Source organism: Oscillibacter sp. PC13, assembly GCF_900115635.1.
GTDB lineage: Bacteria > Bacillota > Clostridia > Oscillospirales > Oscillospiraceae > Oscillibacter.
Genome location: NZ_FOXE01000020.1, coordinates 21,245 through 41,784 on the forward strand (window position 1 = coordinate 21,245; position 20,540 = coordinate 41,784).

19 protein-coding genes, 1 tRNA gene and 1 riboswitch are annotated in these 20,540 nt (G+C 53.4%); of the genes, 10 read left to right on the top strand and 10 right to left on the bottom strand.

The window, feature by feature from the left end:
- Positions 1-25 precede the first annotated feature (25 nt).
- Complete coding sequence (gene purE / locus BMZ81_RS11675; RefSeq protein WP_278308891.1) at positions 26-517, bottom strand: 5-(carboxyamino)imidazole ribonucleotide mutase; 492 nt, start codon at positions 515-517, stop codon at positions 26-28.
- 18 nt (positions 518-535) lie between these two features.
- Complete coding sequence (locus tag BMZ81_RS11680) at positions 536-1,261, bottom strand: GntR family transcriptional regulator (protein WP_091132298.1); 726 nt, start codon at positions 1,259-1,261, stop codon at positions 536-538.
- A gap of 248 nt (positions 1,262-1,509) precedes the next feature.
- Between BMZ81_RS11680 and BMZ81_RS11685 the strand changes: the two genes are divergently transcribed.
- Together BMZ81_RS11685 and BMZ81_RS11690 are read left to right on the top strand one after the other, a co-directional pair.
- A complete protein-coding gene (locus tag BMZ81_RS11685; protein WP_091132300.1) occupies positions 1,510-2,517 on the top strand; it encodes a 2-hydroxyacid dehydrogenase in 1,008 nt (335 codons plus the stop codon).
- A gap of 4 nt (positions 2,518-2,521) precedes the next feature.
- Positions 2,522-3,034, top strand: a complete 513-nt coding sequence (locus BMZ81_RS11690; RefSeq protein ID WP_091132387.1) for a shikimate kinase — start codon at positions 2,522-2,524, stop codon at positions 3,032-3,034.
- Positions 3,035-3,085: 51 nt separating this feature from the next.
- Here the strand turns inward: BMZ81_RS11690 and BMZ81_RS11695 are convergent, their stop codons facing one another.
- Entirely contained in the window at positions 3,086-3,547 is a 462-nt protein-coding gene (locus tag BMZ81_RS11695) for a GNAT family N-acetyltransferase (RefSeq protein ID WP_091132303.1), read from the bottom strand.
- 127 nt (positions 3,548-3,674) lie between these two features.
- On the opposite strand from BMZ81_RS11695, the gene BMZ81_RS11700 reads away from it, so the two are divergent.
- On the top strand, positions 3,675-4,409 hold the full coding sequence (locus tag BMZ81_RS11700) for a MerR family transcriptional regulator (protein ID WP_091132305.1): 735 nt from the start codon (positions 3,675-3,677) through the stop codon (positions 4,407-4,409).
- Between the two features lie 48 nt (positions 4,410-4,457).
- Here BMZ81_RS11700 and BMZ81_RS11705 read toward each other — a convergent pair whose 3' ends face one another.
- From BMZ81_RS11705 to BMZ81_RS11715, 3 genes are all read right to left on the bottom strand, one after another.
- Complete coding sequence (locus tag BMZ81_RS11705) at positions 4,458-5,369, bottom strand: NAD(P)/FAD-dependent oxidoreductase (protein WP_091132307.1); 912 nt, start codon at positions 5,367-5,369, stop codon at positions 4,458-4,460.
- Positions 5,370-5,436: 67 nt separating this feature from the next.
- The gene (locus BMZ81_RS11710) at positions 5,437-7,827 is read right to left on the bottom strand and encodes a ribonucleoside triphosphate reductase (RefSeq protein ID WP_091132308.1); all 2,391 of its coding nucleotides are present in this window, start codon (positions 7,825-7,827) and stop codon (positions 5,437-5,439) included.
- 163 nt (positions 7,828-7,990) lie between these two features.
- Positions 7,991-8,683 (bottom strand): anaerobic ribonucleoside-triphosphate reductase activating protein, encoded by a 693-nt coding sequence (locus BMZ81_RS11715; RefSeq protein ID WP_091132311.1) that lies wholly within the window; start codon positions 8,681-8,683, stop codon positions 7,991-7,993.
- A gap of 298 nt (positions 8,684-8,981) precedes the next feature.
- On the opposite strand from BMZ81_RS11715, the gene BMZ81_RS11720 reads away from it, so the two are divergent.
- Entirely contained in the window at positions 8,982-9,818 is an 837-nt protein-coding gene (locus BMZ81_RS11720) for a C39 family peptidase (protein WP_091132313.1), read from the top strand.
- 104 nt (positions 9,819-9,922) lie between these two features.
- On the opposite strand, the gene BMZ81_RS11725 is transcribed toward BMZ81_RS11720, so the two are convergent.
- From BMZ81_RS11725 to BMZ81_RS11735, 3 genes are all read right to left on the bottom strand, one after another.
- The gene (locus tag BMZ81_RS11725; protein ID WP_091132315.1) at positions 9,923-10,663 is read right to left on the bottom strand and encodes an amino acid ABC transporter ATP-binding protein; all 741 of its coding nucleotides are present in this window, start codon (positions 10,661-10,663) and stop codon (positions 9,923-9,925) included.
- Between the two features lies 1 nt (position 10,664).
- Positions 10,665-11,540 carry an amino acid ABC transporter permease gene (locus BMZ81_RS11730; RefSeq protein ID WP_091132317.1) on the bottom strand — a complete coding sequence of 292 codons (876 nt, stop codon included), beginning with the start codon at positions 11,538-11,540 and terminating at the stop codon, positions 10,665-10,667.
- Between the two features lie 88 nt (positions 11,541-11,628).
- Complete coding sequence (locus BMZ81_RS11735; protein ID WP_091132389.1) at positions 11,629-12,546, bottom strand: transporter substrate-binding domain-containing protein; 918 nt, start codon at positions 12,544-12,546, stop codon at positions 11,629-11,631.
- 126 nt (positions 12,547-12,672) lie between these two features.
- A riboswitch (Lysine riboswitch) is annotated at positions 12,673-12,843 on the bottom strand.
- Between the two features lie 181 nt (positions 12,844-13,024).
- On the opposite strand from BMZ81_RS11735, the gene BMZ81_RS11740 reads away from it, so the two are divergent.
- Complete coding sequence (locus BMZ81_RS11740) at positions 13,025-13,561, top strand: phosphatase PAP2 family protein (RefSeq protein WP_091132319.1); 537 nt, start codon at positions 13,025-13,027, stop codon at positions 13,559-13,561.
- Between the two features lie 59 nt (positions 13,562-13,620).
- Here the strand turns inward: BMZ81_RS11740 and BMZ81_RS11745 are convergent, their stop codons facing one another.
- A complete protein-coding gene (locus BMZ81_RS11745; RefSeq protein ID WP_091132321.1) occupies positions 13,621-14,538 on the bottom strand; it encodes an AEC family transporter in 918 nt (305 codons plus the stop codon).
- A 178-nt stretch (positions 14,539-14,716) separates the two neighbouring features.
- On the opposite strand from BMZ81_RS11745, the gene polA reads away from it, so the two are divergent.
- The 5 genes from polA to BMZ81_RS11770 all read left to right on the top strand — a co-directional run bounded on the left by polA (position 14,717) and on the right by BMZ81_RS11770 (position 20,364).
- The gene (gene polA / locus BMZ81_RS11750; protein ID WP_091132323.1) at positions 14,717-17,392 is read left to right on the top strand and encodes a DNA polymerase I; all 2,676 of its coding nucleotides are present in this window, start codon (positions 14,717-14,719) and stop codon (positions 17,390-17,392) included.
- Positions 17,393-17,508: 116 nt separating this feature from the next.
- A complete protein-coding gene (gene rimI / locus BMZ81_RS11755) occupies positions 17,509-18,012 on the top strand; it encodes a ribosomal protein S18-alanine N-acetyltransferase (protein WP_177187304.1) in 504 nt (167 codons plus the stop codon).
- On the top strand, positions 17,966-18,562 hold the full coding sequence (locus BMZ81_RS11760; RefSeq protein WP_091132327.1) for a GNAT family N-acetyltransferase: 597 nt from the start codon (positions 17,966-17,968) through the stop codon (positions 18,560-18,562). The genes rimI and BMZ81_RS11760 overlap by 47 nt, the downstream gene beginning before the upstream one ends.
- 10 nt (positions 18,563-18,572) lie before the next feature.
- Positions 18,573-19,583 (top strand): tRNA (adenosine(37)-N6)-threonylcarbamoyltransferase complex transferase subunit TsaD, encoded by a 1,011-nt coding sequence (gene tsaD, locus BMZ81_RS11765; RefSeq protein ID WP_091132329.1) that lies wholly within the window; start codon positions 18,573-18,575, stop codon positions 19,581-19,583.
- A 706-nt stretch (positions 19,584-20,289) separates the two neighbouring features.
- Positions 20,290-20,364 (top strand) — tRNA-Thr (locus BMZ81_RS11770).
- The last annotated feature ends 176 nt before the right edge of the window (positions 20,365-20,540 follow it).

Here is a 20,540-nt window from a genome sequence, read left to right on the forward strand (position 1 = left end):
ATTACCAGCAGAAAGTTTGTGCGAATCATAGCAGTTCCGCTTGGAGCCTGGCTTCCTTTTTCGCAATCTGGGAAGCCATTTCTATGCGTGCAGCGTCCAGCCTGGCGGCCAGCGCCTCGTCAGAAACTGCCAGGATCTGAGCTGCCAGAACAGCGGCATTTTTGGCACCGTTGATGGCGACCGTGGCTACCGGAATGCCGCCTGGCATCTGAACAGTGGCCAACAACGCATCCAACCCGTCCATAGCGCCGCCTCCCATGGGAATGCCGATGACAGGCAGCGTGGTATTGGCGGCGAAAGCGCCCGCCAGATGTGCCGCCATACCGGCGGCGCAGATTAGCGCACCAAAGCCAGCTGCACGGGCGTTCTGGGCAAACTCCGCGGCCGCGGCAGGTGTGCGGTGTGCGCTGAGAATGTGGGCCTCATAGGGGATGGCAAGGGCCTCCAATTGGGTACAGGCACCTTTGACAACCGGCCAGTCGGAATCCGATCCCATAATGACGGCAACTTTTTTCAATGGAAAATCCTCCTTTGATTACAGCTTTTTCCGCATCACCGTGTGGCGGAAGACACCGTCTGCAAAATATTCGTTGGAGCAAAAGACCGGCTTTCCTTCAATATCGAAGTCCACTTCGTCCATGTTCAGAAGCGGGGAACCGACGGGCACCTGGAAAATCTCTGCCAGTACAGCATCTGCCACAGCAGGGCGCACATCCGTCAGATCCATATAGGGATATATGCTGCAGAATTGCTGCAGAAAGTGAAAAATCGGCAGCTTGAAGTCATTAATGGTGTAGTTTCCCTTTGCAAGTGCTTTCTCAACGACATCTTCGCAATAGATGGCGGGTTTCCCGTCGGCTGTACAAAGACGTGCAATGGAAATCACCGGTGTGCCCACCGGAATCTGCAGCTGCCTGGCAATTTTTTCGCTGGCGGTACCGTCAGACACCCGGACAAAGGCCACTTCAGCCTGGTGCCCGTTTTGGCGAATCATGTCCAGGAATTCCACCTCAATATCCATGCGGGTCTGGGCATTGAGCACATGGCGGTTGATAATCGTGCCGACGCCATGACGGCGGGTAATAAAGCCCTCTCTCTCCAGCGAGGCCAGAATGTCCCGCAGCTGTGTGCGGCTGATTCCCATTTTGTCTGCCAGAACGCTTTCCCGTGGGAGACGTTCACAGTTTGCATACTCGCCGTTTCTCATGGAGGACAGCAGCTGGGCGCGAATGGTCTTGGATTGAGTCGGCTGACTGCTCATGATATTCACCTCAAATTTTGTGTTCATATGATAGGTAGTACCATATCGAAAGGTCGTACCTATTGTATCGAATTTGTGCGAAACCCGCAATTGACAAATGTAACAGTTTAAAAAGAGCTTTTTCGACAATGGTTGGTAAGGCTGTCTCTTCACAGAAACCATCGGACATCTTAGTCAGAACCGTCGGTTTTTCGTGTAATTTCACTGTGGATATTTGTCCATTGCGTGCTATAATAGTGAAAATTCAAATGGGAGGGATTTTTACGAAGATTCTAATTTTAGGCTCCCAAGCCAGATATGAGACCTATCTTCCGCCGTTGCCCTTTATTCGGCAGCAGGAGTTGGTATTCCTGAATCAGGAGAGCAGTCGTGAGGACATCCTGGCAGCTGCCGGAGATGCCTCTATTTTATTTGTGGATGCAATTACGCCTGTGCCAGCCTCCGTCATCTGCAGCTTGCCAAATTTAAAAATGATTCACTCCGAAGGAGTGGCATTTGATAAGATTGATCTTGCCGCTGCAAAAGCGCGGGGCATCTATGTCTGCAACAACAAAGGGTGCAACGCCGGAGCGGTGGCGGAGCAGACGGTTTTGCTGATGCTGATGCTCCTGCGCAGCAGTCTCAGAGGAGATCGGGCCGTCCGCACCGGACGGCAGATGGAGATGAAGGAGCGATGTATGTCCGCTGGAATCAAAGAACTCTCAGATTGCCGGATTGGTCTGGTGGGGTACGGGGATATTGCAAAGGCGGTTGCCGAACGGCTCCTTCCCTTTGACTGTGAGCTTTACTATTACACGAAGCACCGCAGGGGCCGGGAGGAAGAGATGCAGCATGGTTTGACCTATCTCTCGCTGGAGGAGCTGGCGGCGACATGTGATTTTGTGAGCCTGCATTGCGCGGTTACGGAAGAAACCCGAGGCATGGTGGATGAACACTTTTTGGAAAGAATGAAGGATTCGGCCTATCTCATCAATACAGCCCGTGGGGAGCTGGTGGATAACTTGGCACTGCGTGAGGCGCTGATACAGGGGAAGATTGCGGGAGCAGGCCTGGATACGCTGTCTCCGGAACCGGTACCTGCCGATCATCCGTTGGTGACGATGCCGGCACCAGCCGGTGATCGGATTGTGCTTTCTCCTCATTTGGGAGGGATTACAGAGGCCAGCTTCCGCCGGGGGCATTTGCATATGTGGCGAAACGCAGAGCGGGTGGCGGACGGACACAAGCCGGACAACATTGTAAATGGGGTGGAATAACGGCGTGAGGAATATTGTGCTGATTGGAATGCCGGGCACCGGCAAAAGCGTGGTGGGCCGCGCGTTGGCAGTTCGGCTGGGCTATACCTTTGTGGATGTCGATGACCTGATTGTCCGGGCAACGGGCAAGACGCTGCCGGAAATTTTACGGACAGAGGGATTGGAGGCCTTTCTTTCTACCGAAGGGCGGATAGGAATGAATCTGAAGTGCGAAAACACCGTCATTGCCACCGGCGGCAGCATGGTGCTCTCTGATGCGGCGATGGTACATCTGCGGAAAAACGGGACTGCGGTCTGGTTGGAGACGCCACTCTCCCAAATTGCAGATCGGATGCCGGAGAACTTGGTGGATCGGGGCATCGCCGCACCACCTGGCGTTACCATTCAACAGATTTATGAACAGCGCGCGCCGCTGTATGCGCAATATGCGGATCTCATTGTGGCCAGCCGGAAGGGGGAGGACGATACGGCCCGGCAGGTGGAAACTGTTATGCGTGCGGTTGGTATAGAGCCATAGAAAAAGCCCCAGGGCGCACATTCTTCCGCCCTGGGGCTTTTTCTATGGCCGCTACACCAGTTCCATTTCGGCGCCAGCGGGGAGAAACCCATATGATTCGTAGACTGGGCGGCCCATGGCGGTGGCTTCCAGTCCAATCTGCGCCACACCGCGCTGCCGGGCCTCCTGAACCAGCAGATCCAACACATAAGAGGCGATTCCCCGGCACCGGTAGTCCGGGCGCGTATACATGTTCATGATATAGGCCTTGCGCCCACTGGGATTGCGGACGGTCGGCATAACTTGGTAAAAGCTGACTCCGCCGGAACCAACCCACAAGTTCCCATCAAAAACCAAATATGCCACATGATCGCCATTTGCCAGGGCTGTTTGATAATAGGGACGCGTGGTATCCTCCACAGCGGGCAGAGGCGCACCCTCTGGCAGAAGATTGGCGGCGCGCAGGACCTGTATTCTGGTGCGGACCAGCAGATCAAGATCTGACGGCCCAGCAAGGTGATAGGTCAGGTGCATGAAAAGCTCTCCCTCCTCAGGCGATAATGGGAAAATCATACCATAAAGCAAAAAAACGTCAAAAAATGAAAAACCTCTTGACTCTGACGCTCCGTCAGGGCATACACTAATCGATGAGGTGAGGCATATGCGGTTATCCATCAGTGAAATGGCAAAATTGAGCGGGGTGAGCGTACGCACCCTGCGCTACTACGACCAAATTGGACTTCTCTGCCCGGAGATATCAGAAAATTCCGGCTATCGCTGGTACGGGAAAACCGATGTGGAGCGGATGCAGCAGATTCTGTTTTACCGGGAGTTGGAGTTTTCGTTGAAGGAAATTGCCGCAATTTTATCGGATCCTCAATATGACAAACAGGAGGCGCTTCGGCGTCAGAGACATTTGCTGCAGCTGAAGCGGATGCGTTTGGATCGATTGCTGAAATTGCTGGAAGCTAATTTGAAAGGAGAACGGACGATGGAATTTGCGGGGTTTGACCGGACAGAATATGAAACGGCTAGACAGCGTTATGCAGAAGAGGCTGAAAAACGTTGGGGTGCCACAGAGGCTTGGCGGGAGAGTCAAGCAAGGGAACAGAACCGCACGCAGACAGTGCAAGAGCGGTTGACGGAGGAGATGAACGATATTTTCCGCCGCTTTGCAGCACTGCGGGAAACGGATCCGGCTTCAGAGAAGGCGCAGGCAGTGGTTCGGGATTGGCAGGCTTGGATTCGTGTCAATCACTATCCTTGTACCCGGGAAATTCTGAAGGGGCTGGGAGAGATGTACACCGCCGACAGCCGCTTCCGGGAGAATTTGGAGCGGTTTGGATCAGGTACAGCGGCCTTTATGGCCGCCGCCATTGCTGCGTACACACGGTGATAAAGGGCGCCCCCTGCCGGATTTTCAGCAGGGGGCGCAGCGCCGCAATCAGGTGTTGCTGCAGTACTTGCAGGCGGCAAGGGCCGCCACAGCGCCATCGGCGCAGGCGGTGGTCAGTTGCCGAACCTCTTTGGAACGGCAGTCTCCGGCGACAAATATGCCCTTTGCCGGCGTAAGGCAATTCTCCCCGGCGGGAACAAAACCGTCGGCATCTACGGGCACCAAAGAGGCGGCCAGCCGCTGCTCCGGAAGCTGTCCAACTGCTTCAAACAAACCGGAAACCGCTAGATTAGACCGGGTACCGCTGATCGTATCCTGCAGAACGAGACCGGTGAGGACGCTGTCCTGGCTGTGCAGCCCGACGACTTCTGCCGGCAGGATAAAAGAGACGTTTTCCAGCCTCTGTAAGCGCTCTACCAGAATGGGATCCCCGCGGAAGTCCGTCCGGCGGTGAATGACCGTTACGTGGCGGCATAACTCTGAGAGAAACAAGGCATCCTGCAGGGCGGTGTTGCCGCCGCCGCAGACGACTACATCCTTCCCGGCGTAGAAGGCGCCATCGCACACGGCGCAAAAGGAGATGCCGGACAGAGCATCCTCACCGGGGAGGCCCAGCGTCCGGTGCTTCATACCGGTAGCCAGAATCAATGCGGTGCAGGAATAGGAGCCGTAATCCGTTGACACGGTTTTGATACTTCCGTCCTGCACCTCAAGAACCTCTTCCAGATCAATCTGTGCGCCTAGACCGCAGGCCTGGTCATACAGGCGATCCGCCAGCTCTGCTCCGGAAATGGAGGGAAACCCAGGAAAATTCTCCACATTGGGAGAGGAGGCAATCTGACCGCCAAAGCCTTCCTTTTCCAGCAGCAATACAGTTTTACCAGCCCGGCGTGCATAAATGGCGGCCGTCAGCCCCGCCGGACCGCCGCCGATGATGATGATGTCAAAATGCTCTGCCATAATGAAACCCCTCTCTTGTCAAAATCATGAAAACAGGAGGGACACTGTCCCTCCTGCTTCAATTGTCTTATCTTGCTGTGGCAAATTTTTTGATGACGGAGGCGTTTACCAGCTTGTCCACCTGATCGCCGTGCCGGACAATCAGTGTGGGTGCCTGCTGGATGCCGTATTGCTTCACCAGATCCAGATTTTCGTCCACATCCATCACTTGATAGGACAGACCGGCCTTTTCCAGTTCACTCTTGGCGATTTTGCAATTTGGGCAGGTCTTGGTGGTGAACAGGAACAACCCGTCCTGTGCCTGGCTATCTGCATCACAAGAACTTTCCGTATTAGCAGGAACGGAAGCGCTTTCCCGATCACAAAGCCGGCGTCCTGCCAGCTGGGAATTCTCCACCTCATATTCCTTCCGATCCTTGAACTCCTGGACTTTGCCGTCATTCCAGTTCTGAACGGGACGATAATAACCGGTAATCCGGCTCCAAACCTCGCAGGTTTTTCCGCATTCCGGGCAGGTGGCGTGCTCACCGGAGAGATAGCCGTGTTCCGGGCAGATGGAGTATGTGGGAGACATGGTGTAGTAGGGGAGCTTGAAGTTTTCTGCGATTTTCCGAACCAGATCTGCGGCGGCCTTCCAGTCCGGCAGCTTCTCACCCAGGAAAGCGTGGAATACCGTTCCGGAGGTGTACAGGGTCTGCAGCTCATCCTGCACCGCTAGGGCGTCGAAGATATCAGCGGTGTAACCAACCGGCAGGTGGGAACTGTTGGTGTAATAGGGGGTGTCACCAGGCTTTTTGGCAGCGGTGATAATATCCGGATATTTCTCCACATCATGCTTGGCCAGGCGGTAAGTGGTGGACTCGGCGGGGGTGGCCTCCAGGTTGTAGAGGTCGCCATACTGTTCCTGATAGTCAGAGAGGCGCTCCCGCATATGGTTCAGAACATCCTTGGCAAAGGCCTGCGTTGCCGGATGGGTCAGATCCTGCCGCAGCCATGCAGCATTCAGACCCACCTCGTTCATACCGATGAGGCCGATGGTGGAGAAGTGATTCTCAAAGGTGCCCAGATAATACTTCGTGTAGGGATACAGCCCTGCCTCCAGCAGCTTGGTAATGACTGTGCGCTTGGTTTTCAGAGATCGGGCGGCGATGTCCATAATCTTGTCCAGCCGCTGGTAAAATTCCTCCGGTGTTTTGGAGAGATATGCAATTCGCGGCAGATTGATGGTCACCACACCCACAGAGCCGGTGGATTCTCCGGAACCAAAGAAGCCGCCGGATTTCTTCCGCAGCTCCCGCAGATCCAGCCGCAGGCGGCAGCACATGGAGCGGACGTCGGAGGGCTCCATATCGGAGTTGATATAGTTGGAGAAATAGGGGGTGCCGTACTTGGCAGTCATGGCAAAGAGCAGACGGTTGTTCTCCGTGTCACTCCAGTCAAAGTCCTTGGTGATGGAGTAGGTGGGGATGGGGTATTGGAAACCGCGGCCATCGGCGTCACCCTCGGTCATGATTTCGATGAACGCCTTATTCACCATATCCATTTCCTTTTTGCAGTCGCCGTAGGTAAAGTCCATTTCCTTACCGCCCACAATAGCGGGAAGATTCTCCAAGTCCTTGGGCACGGTCCAGTCCAGTGTAATATTGGAGAAGGGAGCCTGCGTACCCCAGCGGGACGGAGTGTTGACGCCGAAGACAAAAGACTGGATGCACTGCTTGACTTCTTTTTGAGTGAGATTGTCCACCTTTACAAAGGGAGCCAGATAGGTATCAAAGGAGGAAAAAGCCTGGGCGCCGGCCCATTCGTTCTGCATAATCCCCAGGAAGTTGACCATCTGATTGCACAGGGTGGAAAGATGGCTGGCAGGGGTGGAATTGATCTTGCCGGGGATTCCAAGACCCTGCTGAATCAACTGCTTCAAACTCCAGCCGGCGCAATAGCCGGTGAGCATGGAGAGATCGTGGAGGTGGATGTCACCGTCCCGATGGGCCTTGGCAATTTCCTCATCATAAATTTCAGAGAGCCAGTAGTTCGCGGTAATGGCACCGGAGTTGGAAAGAATCAGGCCGCCCACAGAATACGTGACGGTGGAGTTTTCCTTTACCCGCCAGTCGTTGATATGGACATAGTTATCCACCAACTCCTTGTAATCCAGCATTGTGGAATTTAGGTTGCGGATCTTCTCACGCTGCTTGCGGTAGAGAATGTAAGCCTTGGCAACATCGGCATAGCCGGTTTTGCTGAGCACGTCCTCCACACTGTCCTGAATTTGTTCCACAGAAATTTTGCCGTCAGAAATCTTATCCTGATAGTCTGCTGTGACCTTCAAGGCCAGCAGGTCGATGATGTCAGGATTGTACTCTTTGTGTGTGGCCTCGAAAGCCTTGGTGATGGCGACGCTAATTTTAGAAATATTAAAATCTGTAACCTTACCATCCCGTTTTACTACTTGATACATGAAAACTCCCTGCTTTCTCTGTGTTTTTCTGCGCGTACACACATACGGGTAGCACGTCGCCCTACATGCAATATTGTACCACATCCGGATCTGAAGTCAATTAGAATAAACACTATATATAGTGCTGCTTTTCGTAAAAAACGCTGAAATTAACAATATTTAGTTAAACTCCCCGCAAAGCTACTGTGCCGAAATACGGGCGGACAAGGTCGGCAAAGCATTGCAGTTCCTGGGGTGTAAAGCCATGGTAGCCAGTTTCAATCAGGTTGCCGGAGTCCACAAAATTCTGTATGAAATACTGTGGAGCACCCTCCAGCCACCGGCCAATGGCCAAAAAGTCATCGGCGGTGTGAAGCTCCCTTACAGCGGTGGTGCGGAATTCGAATTCGACGCCGCTGTTCCGCAAAAGGCGGATGCTCTCCAAGACCGGTGCAAGATCCATCTCTGAAACGCCACAGGTTTCCGAATATTTCTCCAAACAGTTTTTGATATCCATCGCCACATAGTCCACAAGGCCCTCTGCCAGAAGCGGAGCCAATCGATTGGGAAAGCAGCCGTTGGTATCCAGCTTCACGAAAAATCCCATGGCCCGTACCTTGCGAAGAAAGTCTGCCGCATCCGGATGAAGGAGCGGTTCGCCGCCGGTAAGCACTACGCCGTCCAGCAGTTTTTGCCGGCTGGACAAAAAGTCCAAAATCTCCGTCTCGGTGAGGGACGGCGTTTCATTCAGCCTTGTCACCAACAGCGCATTGTGGCAGAAGGGACACTGCAGATTACAGCCGCCGGTGAATACCGTGGCCGCCAGTTTGCCGGGATAGTCCACCATGGCCAGCTTTTGCAGACCGCAGAACAGCATGACAACACCTCGTCTTAAACAAATAGATGCACTAGATATTGTTATTTTAAACTGAAGCGCATACAAGAACAAGTGGTAAATGCAACAAATGTGGAAAAAGCGCCGGCCGTTCCCAGCATTGGAAAATTTACATATCTAAATAAAGTTGTCTATTTTTTCTGATTTTAGAGAAATACCGGCCAAAAATCGAGACAGTTTATGCATTGCGAAAGCACCTGATTTTTTCTATAATGACACTCATTGCGCACGGTGTGCGCAAAATCGGATGCGGAAAAATACCCCGAAAAGGAGATCGACAATGAAAAAAACAGTCACACTGGCGCTTACCATGACAATGGTGCTGGGACTTCTGCCCGGTTGCGGCGCCAATGACACACCGGCTGACAATGCCGAGAGCGAGAACGCTGCAAAAGGCGCAGTGGTTTCAGAAGCTGCTGAAAATTTCAGCGATGAGATGAAAATCCCTTATGCTATAGACTTGTCCCCTGAGGATGGGGCGGATTCTGTGGAACGTGCGGGGGATCATGAAAACTCCCCCTACTTTGCTCACCCGGATGTTTACAATATGGAATCCACGGATACCTTGACAGTTCTCCACAATTTCAAAACGCAACAGCAAACCAGCGAATGGGCCTGCGGTGTGACTTCCGCACTGATGGTGCTGGAGTGGTACGGCAAGCTGGGAGATTGGACGGAGGAAAGTCTTGCGGCCTTGCGCCACTCTCTGGACGGCACGGAGCTGGAGGGCTATCCTGGTACAACCTTAAATCAGGCGATGGACATTTTTAATGGTGTAGGCGGTTTTGATATGGTGACAACATACGATCGCCCAGACGGTATTTGGATGGAGGATATCCAAGGCTGGCTGGCGGAAGGGAAACCTGTCATGATTTGCTGGAACGACTGGGGCGGACACTGGCAGGTGATTGTCGGTTACGATACAATGGGGACAGAGACAACCCAGGATGATGTGCTGCTGGTGGCGGATCCCTATGACACTACCGATCACAACCAGGACGGCTACGGCGTCTATGGCGCGGAGCGTCTGCTCTATAACTTCACGATGTATGATTCTTTCCCCGACAGCGAAGGCGGCAATGACATGCTGTTTATCGTTGCAACTCCGGTGGAATAAAAAGCCGACCAAAGGAGAAACGTCTCCGGGCCGTCCGCGCCGGGCCCTGAAGGATGCAAGAAAAGGGCCGTCCCGATTTGGACGGTCCTTTTCCATATCAGCTATCAGTTTTTCCGGAAGCGGGAGAGGAAATCCTTTGTCTCCTGTTTTTGCGGATTGCCAAAGACTTCGGCGGGAGTACCCTCTTCACAGATAATGCCCTGATTCATATATACCACGTGATTGGAGACATCCCGTGCAAATGCCATCTCATGGGTCACCACCAGCATGGTCATGCCGCCTTGCGCCAAATCCTGCATAACAGAGAGAACTTCGCCCACCATCTCAGGATCCAGGGCGGAAGTGGGCTCATCAAACAGCAAAACCTCCGGCTCCATGGCGAGGGCCCGCGCAATGGCCACCCGCTGCTTCTGGCCGCCTGAAATCTGCCGGGGCTTGGCATTGATATAAGGGGCCATTCCCACCTGGGACAGATACCGCATGGCGTTTTCGCGGGCAATACCTTTGCTTTTTTTCAAAACCTTTATCTGGCCGACCATGCAGTTTTCCAGCACGGTCATATTGTTAAACAGGTTAAAGGATTGGAACACCATCCCCACATGGGAGCGGTACTCCGCGGTGTTGACACTCCGGTCCGCCACATTTTTGCCGTGGAAGAGCACCTCGCCGCTGGTGGGAGTCTCCAGCAGGTTCACACACCGCAGCAGCGTGCTCTTACCCGAGCCGGAGGCGCCGATGATGCTGGTTACGTCACCTTTTTCCACACAAAAGTCAATGTCCCGGAGAACCTCATGGGAACCAAAGGATTTGCTGAGATGCCGGATTTCCAAAATCATATCACCCATATCAGCGTCCTCCTCTCGTACGGCCATATTTCAGGCCCTGGCGGGTTTTCTCCCGATACTCCTTGCTGTGCTCGTCAAAAGGAGTCCCACGATCCGGGTGGCTGTATGTTCCGGCAGCCATGGTCAGCTGATCGTCTTGCACCAGATCATAGCTGTCGGATCCATCCATTATCTTTTCCACCCAGCGCAGAACGAAAGAGGCAATCAGCGTCATGCAGAGATACCCAATCATCTCAATGGCAGCAGAGGGGAAATACATGTTGTTGACGCCGGTGATATAGCGGTGGAATGCAAAGAATTCCGTAAAGCCGATGATGAACATGACGGAGGTGTCCTTCACGTTGATGATGAAGTTGTTGCCAATCTGTGGCATAATGTTCCGCAGCGCCTGGGGGAGAATGACATTGGTCATGGTTTGAAAGTGCGTCATGCCGATGGCCTTGGCACCCTCTGTCTGGCCGGGGTCAATGGAGATAATGCCGCCTCGGACAGACTCCGCCATATATGCGCCGGTATTGATAGACACGATCAATATAGCCGCAGACCAGAGATTGGAAAACCGCATGGTGTTGTCTGAAAAATAGGGCAGGCCGTAGAAGATGAACACTGCCTGCAGCACCATGGGGGTGCCGCGGAAAATCTCCACATAGGCCCGGACGATCACACGGATCACTTTCAGAAGAATCCGCTTTGGAAGCGGATCGTTCTTCGTATAGGGAATGGTGTTCAAAATACCGCAGGCCAGACCGATGAGACAGCCGATAAAGGTAGCTACCAAAGCCAGAATCAGCGTATTTTTTATGCCGCCCCAATATGCGGATCTGTAGTTGGCCCAAAGCAGGGCCATATCCTGCCCCAGTTTGATCAGCTTATCCATGGGACACGCTCCTTTCACGCGCAAGGCGCATCATCCGGCCTTGCAGTCAAAGCCGGATGATGCGTTACAAATTTACAATTTTAGAAATTCAGATCTCGGGCTGTACGGAGATGGCTTCATCCATCAGGGCATTGAAGTCGTCCTCGGTCATGCAGGAGAGAACGGAGTCAATGGCATCCTTCAGAACAGTGTTCCCCTTGGCTACGGAAATGCCGATATTTACGTTTTCAGCCCGCTCCTCCTCTGTGGCGAACTGGAAGTCACCGTCAGTGCCGGAGAAGTTCAGAATGACCAGGCTGTCATCCTTGGCAGCGGCGCCCATAGCAGTGGGCATGTCGGTGCAGATGAAGTCCACCGTGCCGGTCTGCAGGGACATGATCATAGCAGGGGCGGTCTCGGCGGGGGACTGCAGCTGAGCATTTTCGATCTGAGGCAGGCAGGAGTCATACCAGATAGTGCCGGACTGGGCAGTGCACTTGCCGCCGGCCAGATCTGCGATGGAGGTGGCGGAGGCATAGGGACTGTCCTTGGTGGTGACACAGACGATGGTGGCATAGTAGTAAGGACCGGCCATGTCAACCTGCTCCATGCGGTCGGCAGTCATGGACTGGCCGGCGATGTTGGCATCCATAGTACCGGACTGAACGGCGGGACACAGGGAGTCCCAGGCGCTGGAGACAATCTCCAACTCCCAGCCGTTGGCCTCGGCAATTTTCTTGGCGATCATCACATCGTAGCCGTTGGCATAGGAGCCGGGAACGTTGGAAATGGGGACGGCTCCGTTGGAGTCATCCATCTGCGTCCAGTTATAGGGAGCGTAAGCGCACTCCATACCGACGGTGAAAACACCATCCTCCACACCAGAGGCAGCGGCGCCGGCATCTGCAGGGGTTTCCGTGCCGGCGGGGGGTTCGGTATCTGCGGGGGAGGAATCACCGGAGCCGCCGCAGGCGGCCAGAGACAGGCAGATGGCCGCGGCCATAAGCAAAGACAGGAACTTCTTCATTTCAATCACCTTTCCAGATATCAGATATTTGGCGCATACATCTGCGCCGAAGAACAAAAAATTGGACCGCTCTGTCAAGCGGTCCATGGAAAATACGGAAGGGGCGCAAAGATGCCGTTCCGAACAGCCATTGATAGCGCTTCACAAAGTCTTGTGACAGTCCGGCAGGTATTTCCTGACGACCCAGCCCCGAAAAGCAGGCTCTTTCCGGAACTTCGGCGGAGAACCCTTTCGCGTCCGGCGGTTGCCTGGCCTTGCCGGAACGGTACTGATGAACGCCGCGCCTCTATCTAAGCGATTCAATTTTGAAGGTATCGTATCACGGTACACGGACACTGTCAACGGGATCTCCTGGAAAATGCAGAAATTTTGTGCAGGTTGTCAGAGAAAAACGGAGGAAATTTCCTGTTGTCTATGATATAGTCATGATACGAATCCAACAAAAAGTTTACATAATCATTTCGGGAGGACTGAGAACATGCAGATGCTGGAGCTTTCGGTGCTGAACTGGATCCAGGCCAACCTGCGGTGCGGCTTTCTGGACGCGGTGCTGCCGACGATCAGTTGGATTTGCAACCACGGAGAGGTTTGGATCCTGTTGGCAGGCTGCCTTATGCTGACAAAAAAATACCGCCGGACGGGGATATCCGTGGCCTGTGCACTGACATTGGATCTGATTTGCTGCAACTTGGTCTTAAAGCCGCTTATCGGCCGCATTCGCCCGTTTGCCGTAAATCCTGCCGTGGAGCTGCTGATTGCGCCGCCGCTGGATGCATCGTTTCCGTCCGGGCATACGGCTTCCTCCTTTGCGGCTGCCTTTGCTCTGCGGGCAGATGGGAGCAGGCTTTGGATACCTTCTTTGGCTCTGGCGGCGGCCATTGCGTTTTCGCGGCTGTATCTTTACGTCCACTGGCCCAGCGATGTGCTGGCCGGCGCTTTGCTGGGGGCGGCACTGGGATATCTGGCCCCCCGGGTGGTTGTATTTGGAGAGAAATGCCTGCGGGGGAAGCGGTAAAGACCGTCAGGGGGCAGAAAGAGCTGCCGGATCGCCCGGTGTTCCGACGGCCTTTGCATTCAGGCAAGGGTCTGTGCCAGAGAGACAAGCAGCGGCATGGTGACAACTGAACAGAGCGTTTGAAGAGAAATCAGCTCCGCAGCTAATGTGGATTCCGGATCGTCGAACATGGCAAGTACTACAGCGGGAGGCGTGGAGGCGGCAATGGTGATGGCAATCAGCATATTTCCCTGGATGCCGAAAAGGCGCATCAAAAAGATTCCAAGCAGGGGAAATATAACAAGGCGCAGGAAAGCGGCCAGCCAACCGGTTCTGTCCCGAAGCGCGGTGCGCAGATCTGTGTGGGCCAGTTGAATGCCGATGATCAGCATGGGAACGGGAATTGCCATGCTGCCAAGATAGGAGACGCCCTGATTGAGCAGAGCGGGCAGGTGAGTACCGCTGAGAAAAAGGGCCAGGCCCATGAGAATGCCGAGGAAACCTGGGTTCAAAAGCGCCTTTTTGAGACTGGCACGGTTCAGGCTGCCCTTGAGATACACAACTCCGACGGTCCACATGAACAGCGTTGTCACAGCGGAGTAGGCGGATCCGTAAAAAACACCCACACTGCCGATAACGGCCATTTGCAAAGGAAGCCCCATGAAATTACAATTGGAGAGAACAGCGGAGAGTGCTAAAAGCCGTTTGCGGTGAATGCTTTTATCCCGGATGGCGATGTGTGAGAGAAGAAAAAACAGAAAACAAAGAACCGCGGAGAGGCCAAGGGATAACAAAAAATCATGCAGCGTATCCGCTGTCAAATCCAACTGAAATGCGGAAAGCAGGGAACAGGGAAGTGCGACATATAAAATCAGATTGTTCAGGCTGCCGACAGCGGAATACTGAATAATCCCGGATTTGGCACAGACGAAGCCGACGGCCATCAGGCAGAAGAGAACCAGAACTTGTCCAGAGACCGTAAAGAGATTTGTAAGCATAGGAAAACTTCCTTTGTATTCCAGAATCTGCAAAAAACACAAGAGAACTTTAGTTTACCATAGTTTTCCGGCCTGTCAAGAACCTGCCTTGCGGAATTGGGGAAGTTGGGGTATACTATACTATCTATGGGTTTAACGGAAAAATTATCAAAATTACCCACAGTCAGGAGGACCACCCATGAAACTCATGGTCATCGACGGTAACAGCATCATCAATCGAGCCTACTATGGAATCCGGCCCCTTACCACGCGGGAGGGATTATACACCCACGCGGTCTTCGGATTCCTCACCACGCTGCTTCGTTTGAGAAACGAGGAGAAGCCGGATGCGCTGTGTGTCACCTTCGATGTCCACGCCCCTACCTTCCGGCACCAGGCATCCGAGGCGTACAAGGCCACCCGGAAGCCCATGCCGGAGGAGCTGCAGATGCAGGTGCCGGTTTTGAAAGAAGTGCTGGACGTGCTGAACATCCCGCGGTATGAGATGGAGGGGTGGGAGGCAGATGATCTGATTGGCACGATTTCCCGCCGGTGCGAGGCTGCGGGCTGGGACTGCGTAGTGGTCACCGGAGACAAGGACAGCCTTCAGCTGATCACAGACCACACGATGGTGAAGCTGGTGTCCACCCGGATGGGGCAGACCACCACAAAGGATATGACAGAAGCAGTGTTCCGGGAGCAGTATGGCTTCGCTCCCATCCATATGATTGATTTAAAGGCATTGATGGGGGACAGCTCTGACAATATCCCCGGCGTCCCGGGCATCGGAGAGAAAACGGCCATGGGATTGGTGCAGATGTATGGCTCCATCGATCAGCTGTACGGCCATATGCCGGAAATTATGACGGCACCGGGAACCCCGGCAAAGCCAAACGTGGTGAAAAAGCTGACGGAGGGGGAGAACAGTGCCCGGGAATCTTACTGGCTGGCTACCATCGTCACCGATGCACCCCTGGATTTTCGGCCGGAGGACAACCTTTGCCGGGCTCCCGGCAGCGAGGCCTACGGCCTGTTTTTGAAGCTGGAATTTTCCAAGCTGATTGAGAAGTTCGGGTTGACGCCCCAGACGGAAAAAACGGCAGCTGATGGCCGGCAGGAGAATTTCGCAGTAACGGTGGAACAGGTGACGACTCCTGAACAAGCGGACGCATTGCTGGCGGCTTGGCGGAAGGCGGACCATGTGTCGCTTTTGACACTGCCGGAGTTTACGGGCGTTTCTGTGTTCTGCAGGACTGGAGAGCAGACTGCGGTGGCGGCAGAGCTGTTTTTTGAAAAGTATCAGGGGGACTGGAACAGCCTTTTGAAGGCGCTGTTTTCCAAAGATGTGAAAAAGGTTTCCCACAATGTAAAGGATCTGATGCGTGCACTCCTGGAAAATCAATTGCCAGCCGATGGTTTCTTTTTTGATACCGCCTTGGCGGCCTATCTCCTGGATGCCACAGCGGGAGGTTATGATCTCCAGCGACTGTCCGTCTCCTATTACAATGAAGAGCTTCCGAAACCGGTTTACCTGGAGCCGGATGCCTTTTCCCTTCTGGGAGATACCAGCGCGGCAGAGTCGGCTTTTGACAGGTATACCGCTGCGGTGGAGGCCCTGTACGGAACGCTTTCGGAAAAGCTGAAGGAACGTGGACAGTGGTTGCTGTTCCAAAACATTGAGATGCCGCTATGCGCCATACTGGCAGAGATGGAAATGACAGGCTGCCAGGTAGATGCAAAAGCCCTGGCCGAATTTGGGGATCTGCTGTCCAACCGGGCGGGAGAACTGGAGACAGCCATTTATGAAATGGCAGGGGGAACCTTTAATATCAACTCACCCAAGCAGCTGGGCGAGGTGCTTTTTGAACGTTTGGGTCTGCCCCACGGGAAGAAGACGAAAACCGGATGGTCTACCAACGCCGACGTGCTGGAAAAGCTCCGGTTGCAGCATCCAATTGTCAATGCTGTGCTGGAATACCGCCAGTATGCCAAGTTGAAATCCACCTATGCCGACGGACTTTTGAAAACGATGGATCCGGATGGCCGGATTCGCACCAGCTTCCAGATGACGGTGACGGCAACCGGCCGACTGTCCTCCACGGAACCGAATCTGCAGAATATCCCCACGCGCACCGATCTGGGCAGTGAAATCCGAAAGATGTTCGTACCGGCAGAAGGATGTGTTCTGGTGGATGCGGACTACTCCCAAATTGAGCTGAGGCTGCTGGCCCATATTGCCGGAGATGAGGTCATGCGGGAGGCATTTCGCTCCGGCGGCGACTTCCATGCGGAGACGGCGGCCAAGGTATTCCATGTGGATCGGGCGGATGTGACTCACGAAATGCGCCGCCGGGCCAAGGCGGTGAACTTTGGAATTGTCTATGGCATTTCTGCATTTTCCCTGTCCCAGGACATCGGTGTGACCGTGGCGGAGGCCAAGAATTACATGGAGGCATATTTTGCAACCTTTCCCGGTGTCCGCCAGTACATGGATGGCGTGGTGGCCCTTGCCAAAGAGAACGGTTATGTGGAGACACTGTTCCACCGCCGCCGGGATTTGCCGGAGCTGAAATCCTCCAATTTCAACCTGCGGTCCTTTGGAGAACGGGTGGCACTGAACATGCCCATTCAGGGTACGGCGGCAGATGTAATGAAGCTGGCTATGGTGGCGGTGTGGAAGCGACTGAAGACGGAAAAGCTCCAGGCCCGTCTGGTGCTTCAGGTCCATGACGAACTGATTGTGGAGTGCCCAGAGGCGGAGGCACCGGCAGTTGCCAAGCTGTTGGAAGAGGAGATGGAACGGGTGGTGCACCTGAGCGTCCCGCTGACTGCCGAGGCCCATTGGGGCAAAAACTGGCTGGAGGCCAAGGAATAAAGAGGGGCGGTTCTGATAGGGAGGCATGCGGCGGGATTCTGTACCGCGCAGCCGTCACAGAAGGCAGGGCCTGCTATACGGACTCCTGGTTTCACCGCGGAAAGGAATATGAATTGATGAGACAACAGATGCACGTGCGGATTGTGCCCATGAGCGCCGACCATCTGGACGAGGTGGCGGAACTGGAGCGCATTTGCTTTTCGATGCCCTGGTCCCGGAACATGCTGGCGGAAGAGTTGGACAATGCACTCTCTGCGTTTTTGGTGGCGCTGGATGACGAGGGCAGCGTGGTGGGATATGCCGGACTTCAGGTGGTGCTGGACGAGGGCTATATTACCAATGTGGCAGTCCGGCCGGAGTGCCGGCACCAGGGAATTGCCGGAAAGCTCCTGCAGGTATTCCTGGACTTTGCGGCGGGAAATCACTTGGCCTTTTTAACCTTGGAGGTACGGGCTTCCAACTATGATGCCATCGCCTTGTATGGCGGGCGGGGATTCCGCAGTGTCGGCCGCCGGAAGAATTATTACGAGCACCCCAGGGAGGATGCCATTATTATGACAAAGGAGTTTCGAGATGGAACTGAGAATCGCGACACCAGAACAACTGACAGCAGTGTATGAATCCGACTTAAAAAAATCATTTCCGCCGGCGGAACTGAAATCCCTCCGGGAAATACAGGAAATGTGGAAAAAGGAATGTTACCGCCCCTGGTGTTTGTTTGATGGGGAGACAATTGTAGGGGAGTGCTTCCTGTGGCTGGGCAAGCCCGGCTGGGCTCTGTTTGACTACCTGTGCGTTTCCCCCGGCTGCCGTAACAGCGGTACAGGCTCCCTGATTATACAAAAGCTTTTGGAGGCCGAAGCGGGAACGGTCATTTTTGGAGAGAGCGAGATCCCTGCGTATGCGCCCGATCCGGCCATGGCGGAACGGCGGCTCGGATTCTACACCAGAAACGGCGCAAAAACAGCTGGATACGACACAGCAATGTTTGGCGTGCCCTATAAGACCCTGTATTGGGCGGACGCCCAGATCCCGGATGAGGAGCTGATGGAACACCACCAATCGATTTATCAGGGGTGGTTTTCTCCGAGACGGTACGCAAAGTTTGTCCAAATTCCCTTCGATCCGCAAAGGCCTCGGCAGCTGACACCGTGGAGCGAGGAAGAGTGAGGGGAATCCTGTGAAAATTTTGGCTTTTGAATCCTCCTGTGATGAGACAGCGGTGGCAGTGGTAGAGGATGGCCGCACAGTTCTGTCAGATGCCATTGCCTCACAGGCGGATATGCATGCGCTTTACGGCGGCGTGGTGCCAGAGATTGCCTCCCGGAAGCATGTGGAGGCGATTGCGGCACTGATGGAGCAGGCTCTGAAAGATGCAAACTGTACCCGCGCGGATATTGATGCCGTCGCGGTCACGTACGCACCGGGTTTAATTGGCGCCGTTCTGGTGGGCCTCAGCTTTGCAAAGTCTGTGGCATTTGCGTGGGACGTGCCGCTGATTCCGGTGCACCATGTCCGGGGCCACATCGCAGCCAACTATTTGGCTTTTCCGGATTTGGAACCGCCATTTCTGGCACTGGCTATCTCCGGCGGCAATACGCTGATTATGGATGTGAAAGGTTATACAGAACTGCAGGTGCTGGGTGCTACCCGGGATGACGCGGCGGGAGAGTGCTTTGATAAGGCCGCCCGCGTGCTGGGACTGCCTTATCCGGGAGGGGCGCCGATGGACGCCCTGGCCCAGCAATCTCAAGGTGGCGTCTATAAGCTGCCCCATGTCCATGTAGAGGGAGCAGAGCTGGATATGAGTTTCTCGGGCCTGAAGACGGCAGTGGTAAATTTGGCGCACCATGCAGAACAAGTGGGGGAGCCCCTGAACCGGGCAGCACTGGCCAGGGATTTCGCCCAGGCCGTCAGCGATGCACTGGTGCCCCGGGCTATGCAGGCAGCCTCTCTGGCGGGGCGGAAAGTGTTGGTTGCCGCCGGCGGCGTGGCTGCCAATTCCGTAATTCGGGGAGACTTGGAACGGGCTTGTGAAAGACAGGGATACAGATTATATCTGCCGCCGCTGAAGCTTTGTGGTGATAATGGCGCTATGATCGGCGCGCAAGGGTATTATGAATATCTGGCAGGGCATACTGCCGGAATGAATCTGAATGCCTATGCTACGCGGGACATTGCGGTTGGATAGGGAGATGAAAAAGCACGGCTTTATACAGCCGTGCTTTTTCATCTCCCTATCCATTTTTACATGAAGTATCAAGTCAATTTCTGGAGTTACAAAATTCTGCATGTGAGGCAGACGAACTTTCTTTTTTTGAAAAATAGAGAAGAAAAATAGGCAAAATCTTTACTGGACAAAAAAATCAGAAAGGGAAATGATAGAAGGCGTCAAATTTGAAAATTTTATGTAAATTCAAAACAAATATTTAAAAGAAAAGAAAACTCGGTTTGCGGATGTGTAAAAAAATTACAAATATAAACAAAAATGTTGAAATATAAAGAAAATTTAATTGTTGAAAACTGTGTGGAGAATGTGAATAACTCTTTGTAGTGATATCTTATCATACAAATTATGTAAATGGTTTTTTATGGTAAAACATGGATGATAATGGAAAAAACGAAAGAAGCATAAAAAAATTTGTCAGAAAAACAGAAAGAAACCGGGAAAAATTTTGACATAAAGAGTGAAAATATTACAGGAAAAGTAAGGAAAGCGACAAAATGCCTAATGATTTTTTGAAAGATAACTTGCAAAAATACAATTTGTAATATTTGCGCGGCACATATTTGGCAGAACCAGAGAAAAATATAATATTGACGATGGAATAAACTTGTGGTAAAATAATTTGCGGCTGGAATGAGATAGGGGTTCATTTACAGACAGAAAATAGTATGCTACTGTGGCTCAATGGCAGAGCATCTCACTCGTAATGAGAAGGTTGTCAGTTCGATTCTGACCAGTAGCTCCATGTCGGAGCGAAATCCGCTCCACTCCGTTTTAAGGCGGGCCCGTTTGGGTCCGCCTTAAAACTGCATTCCGTTCCTTTGCGATTTGGTTTTGGGTGCAAACTTTTAGCATTGGATAGTACTTTTATAGCATTGCTACAAAAAGAAAGACACGACTGTTGCCGTGCCTTTCTTTTTG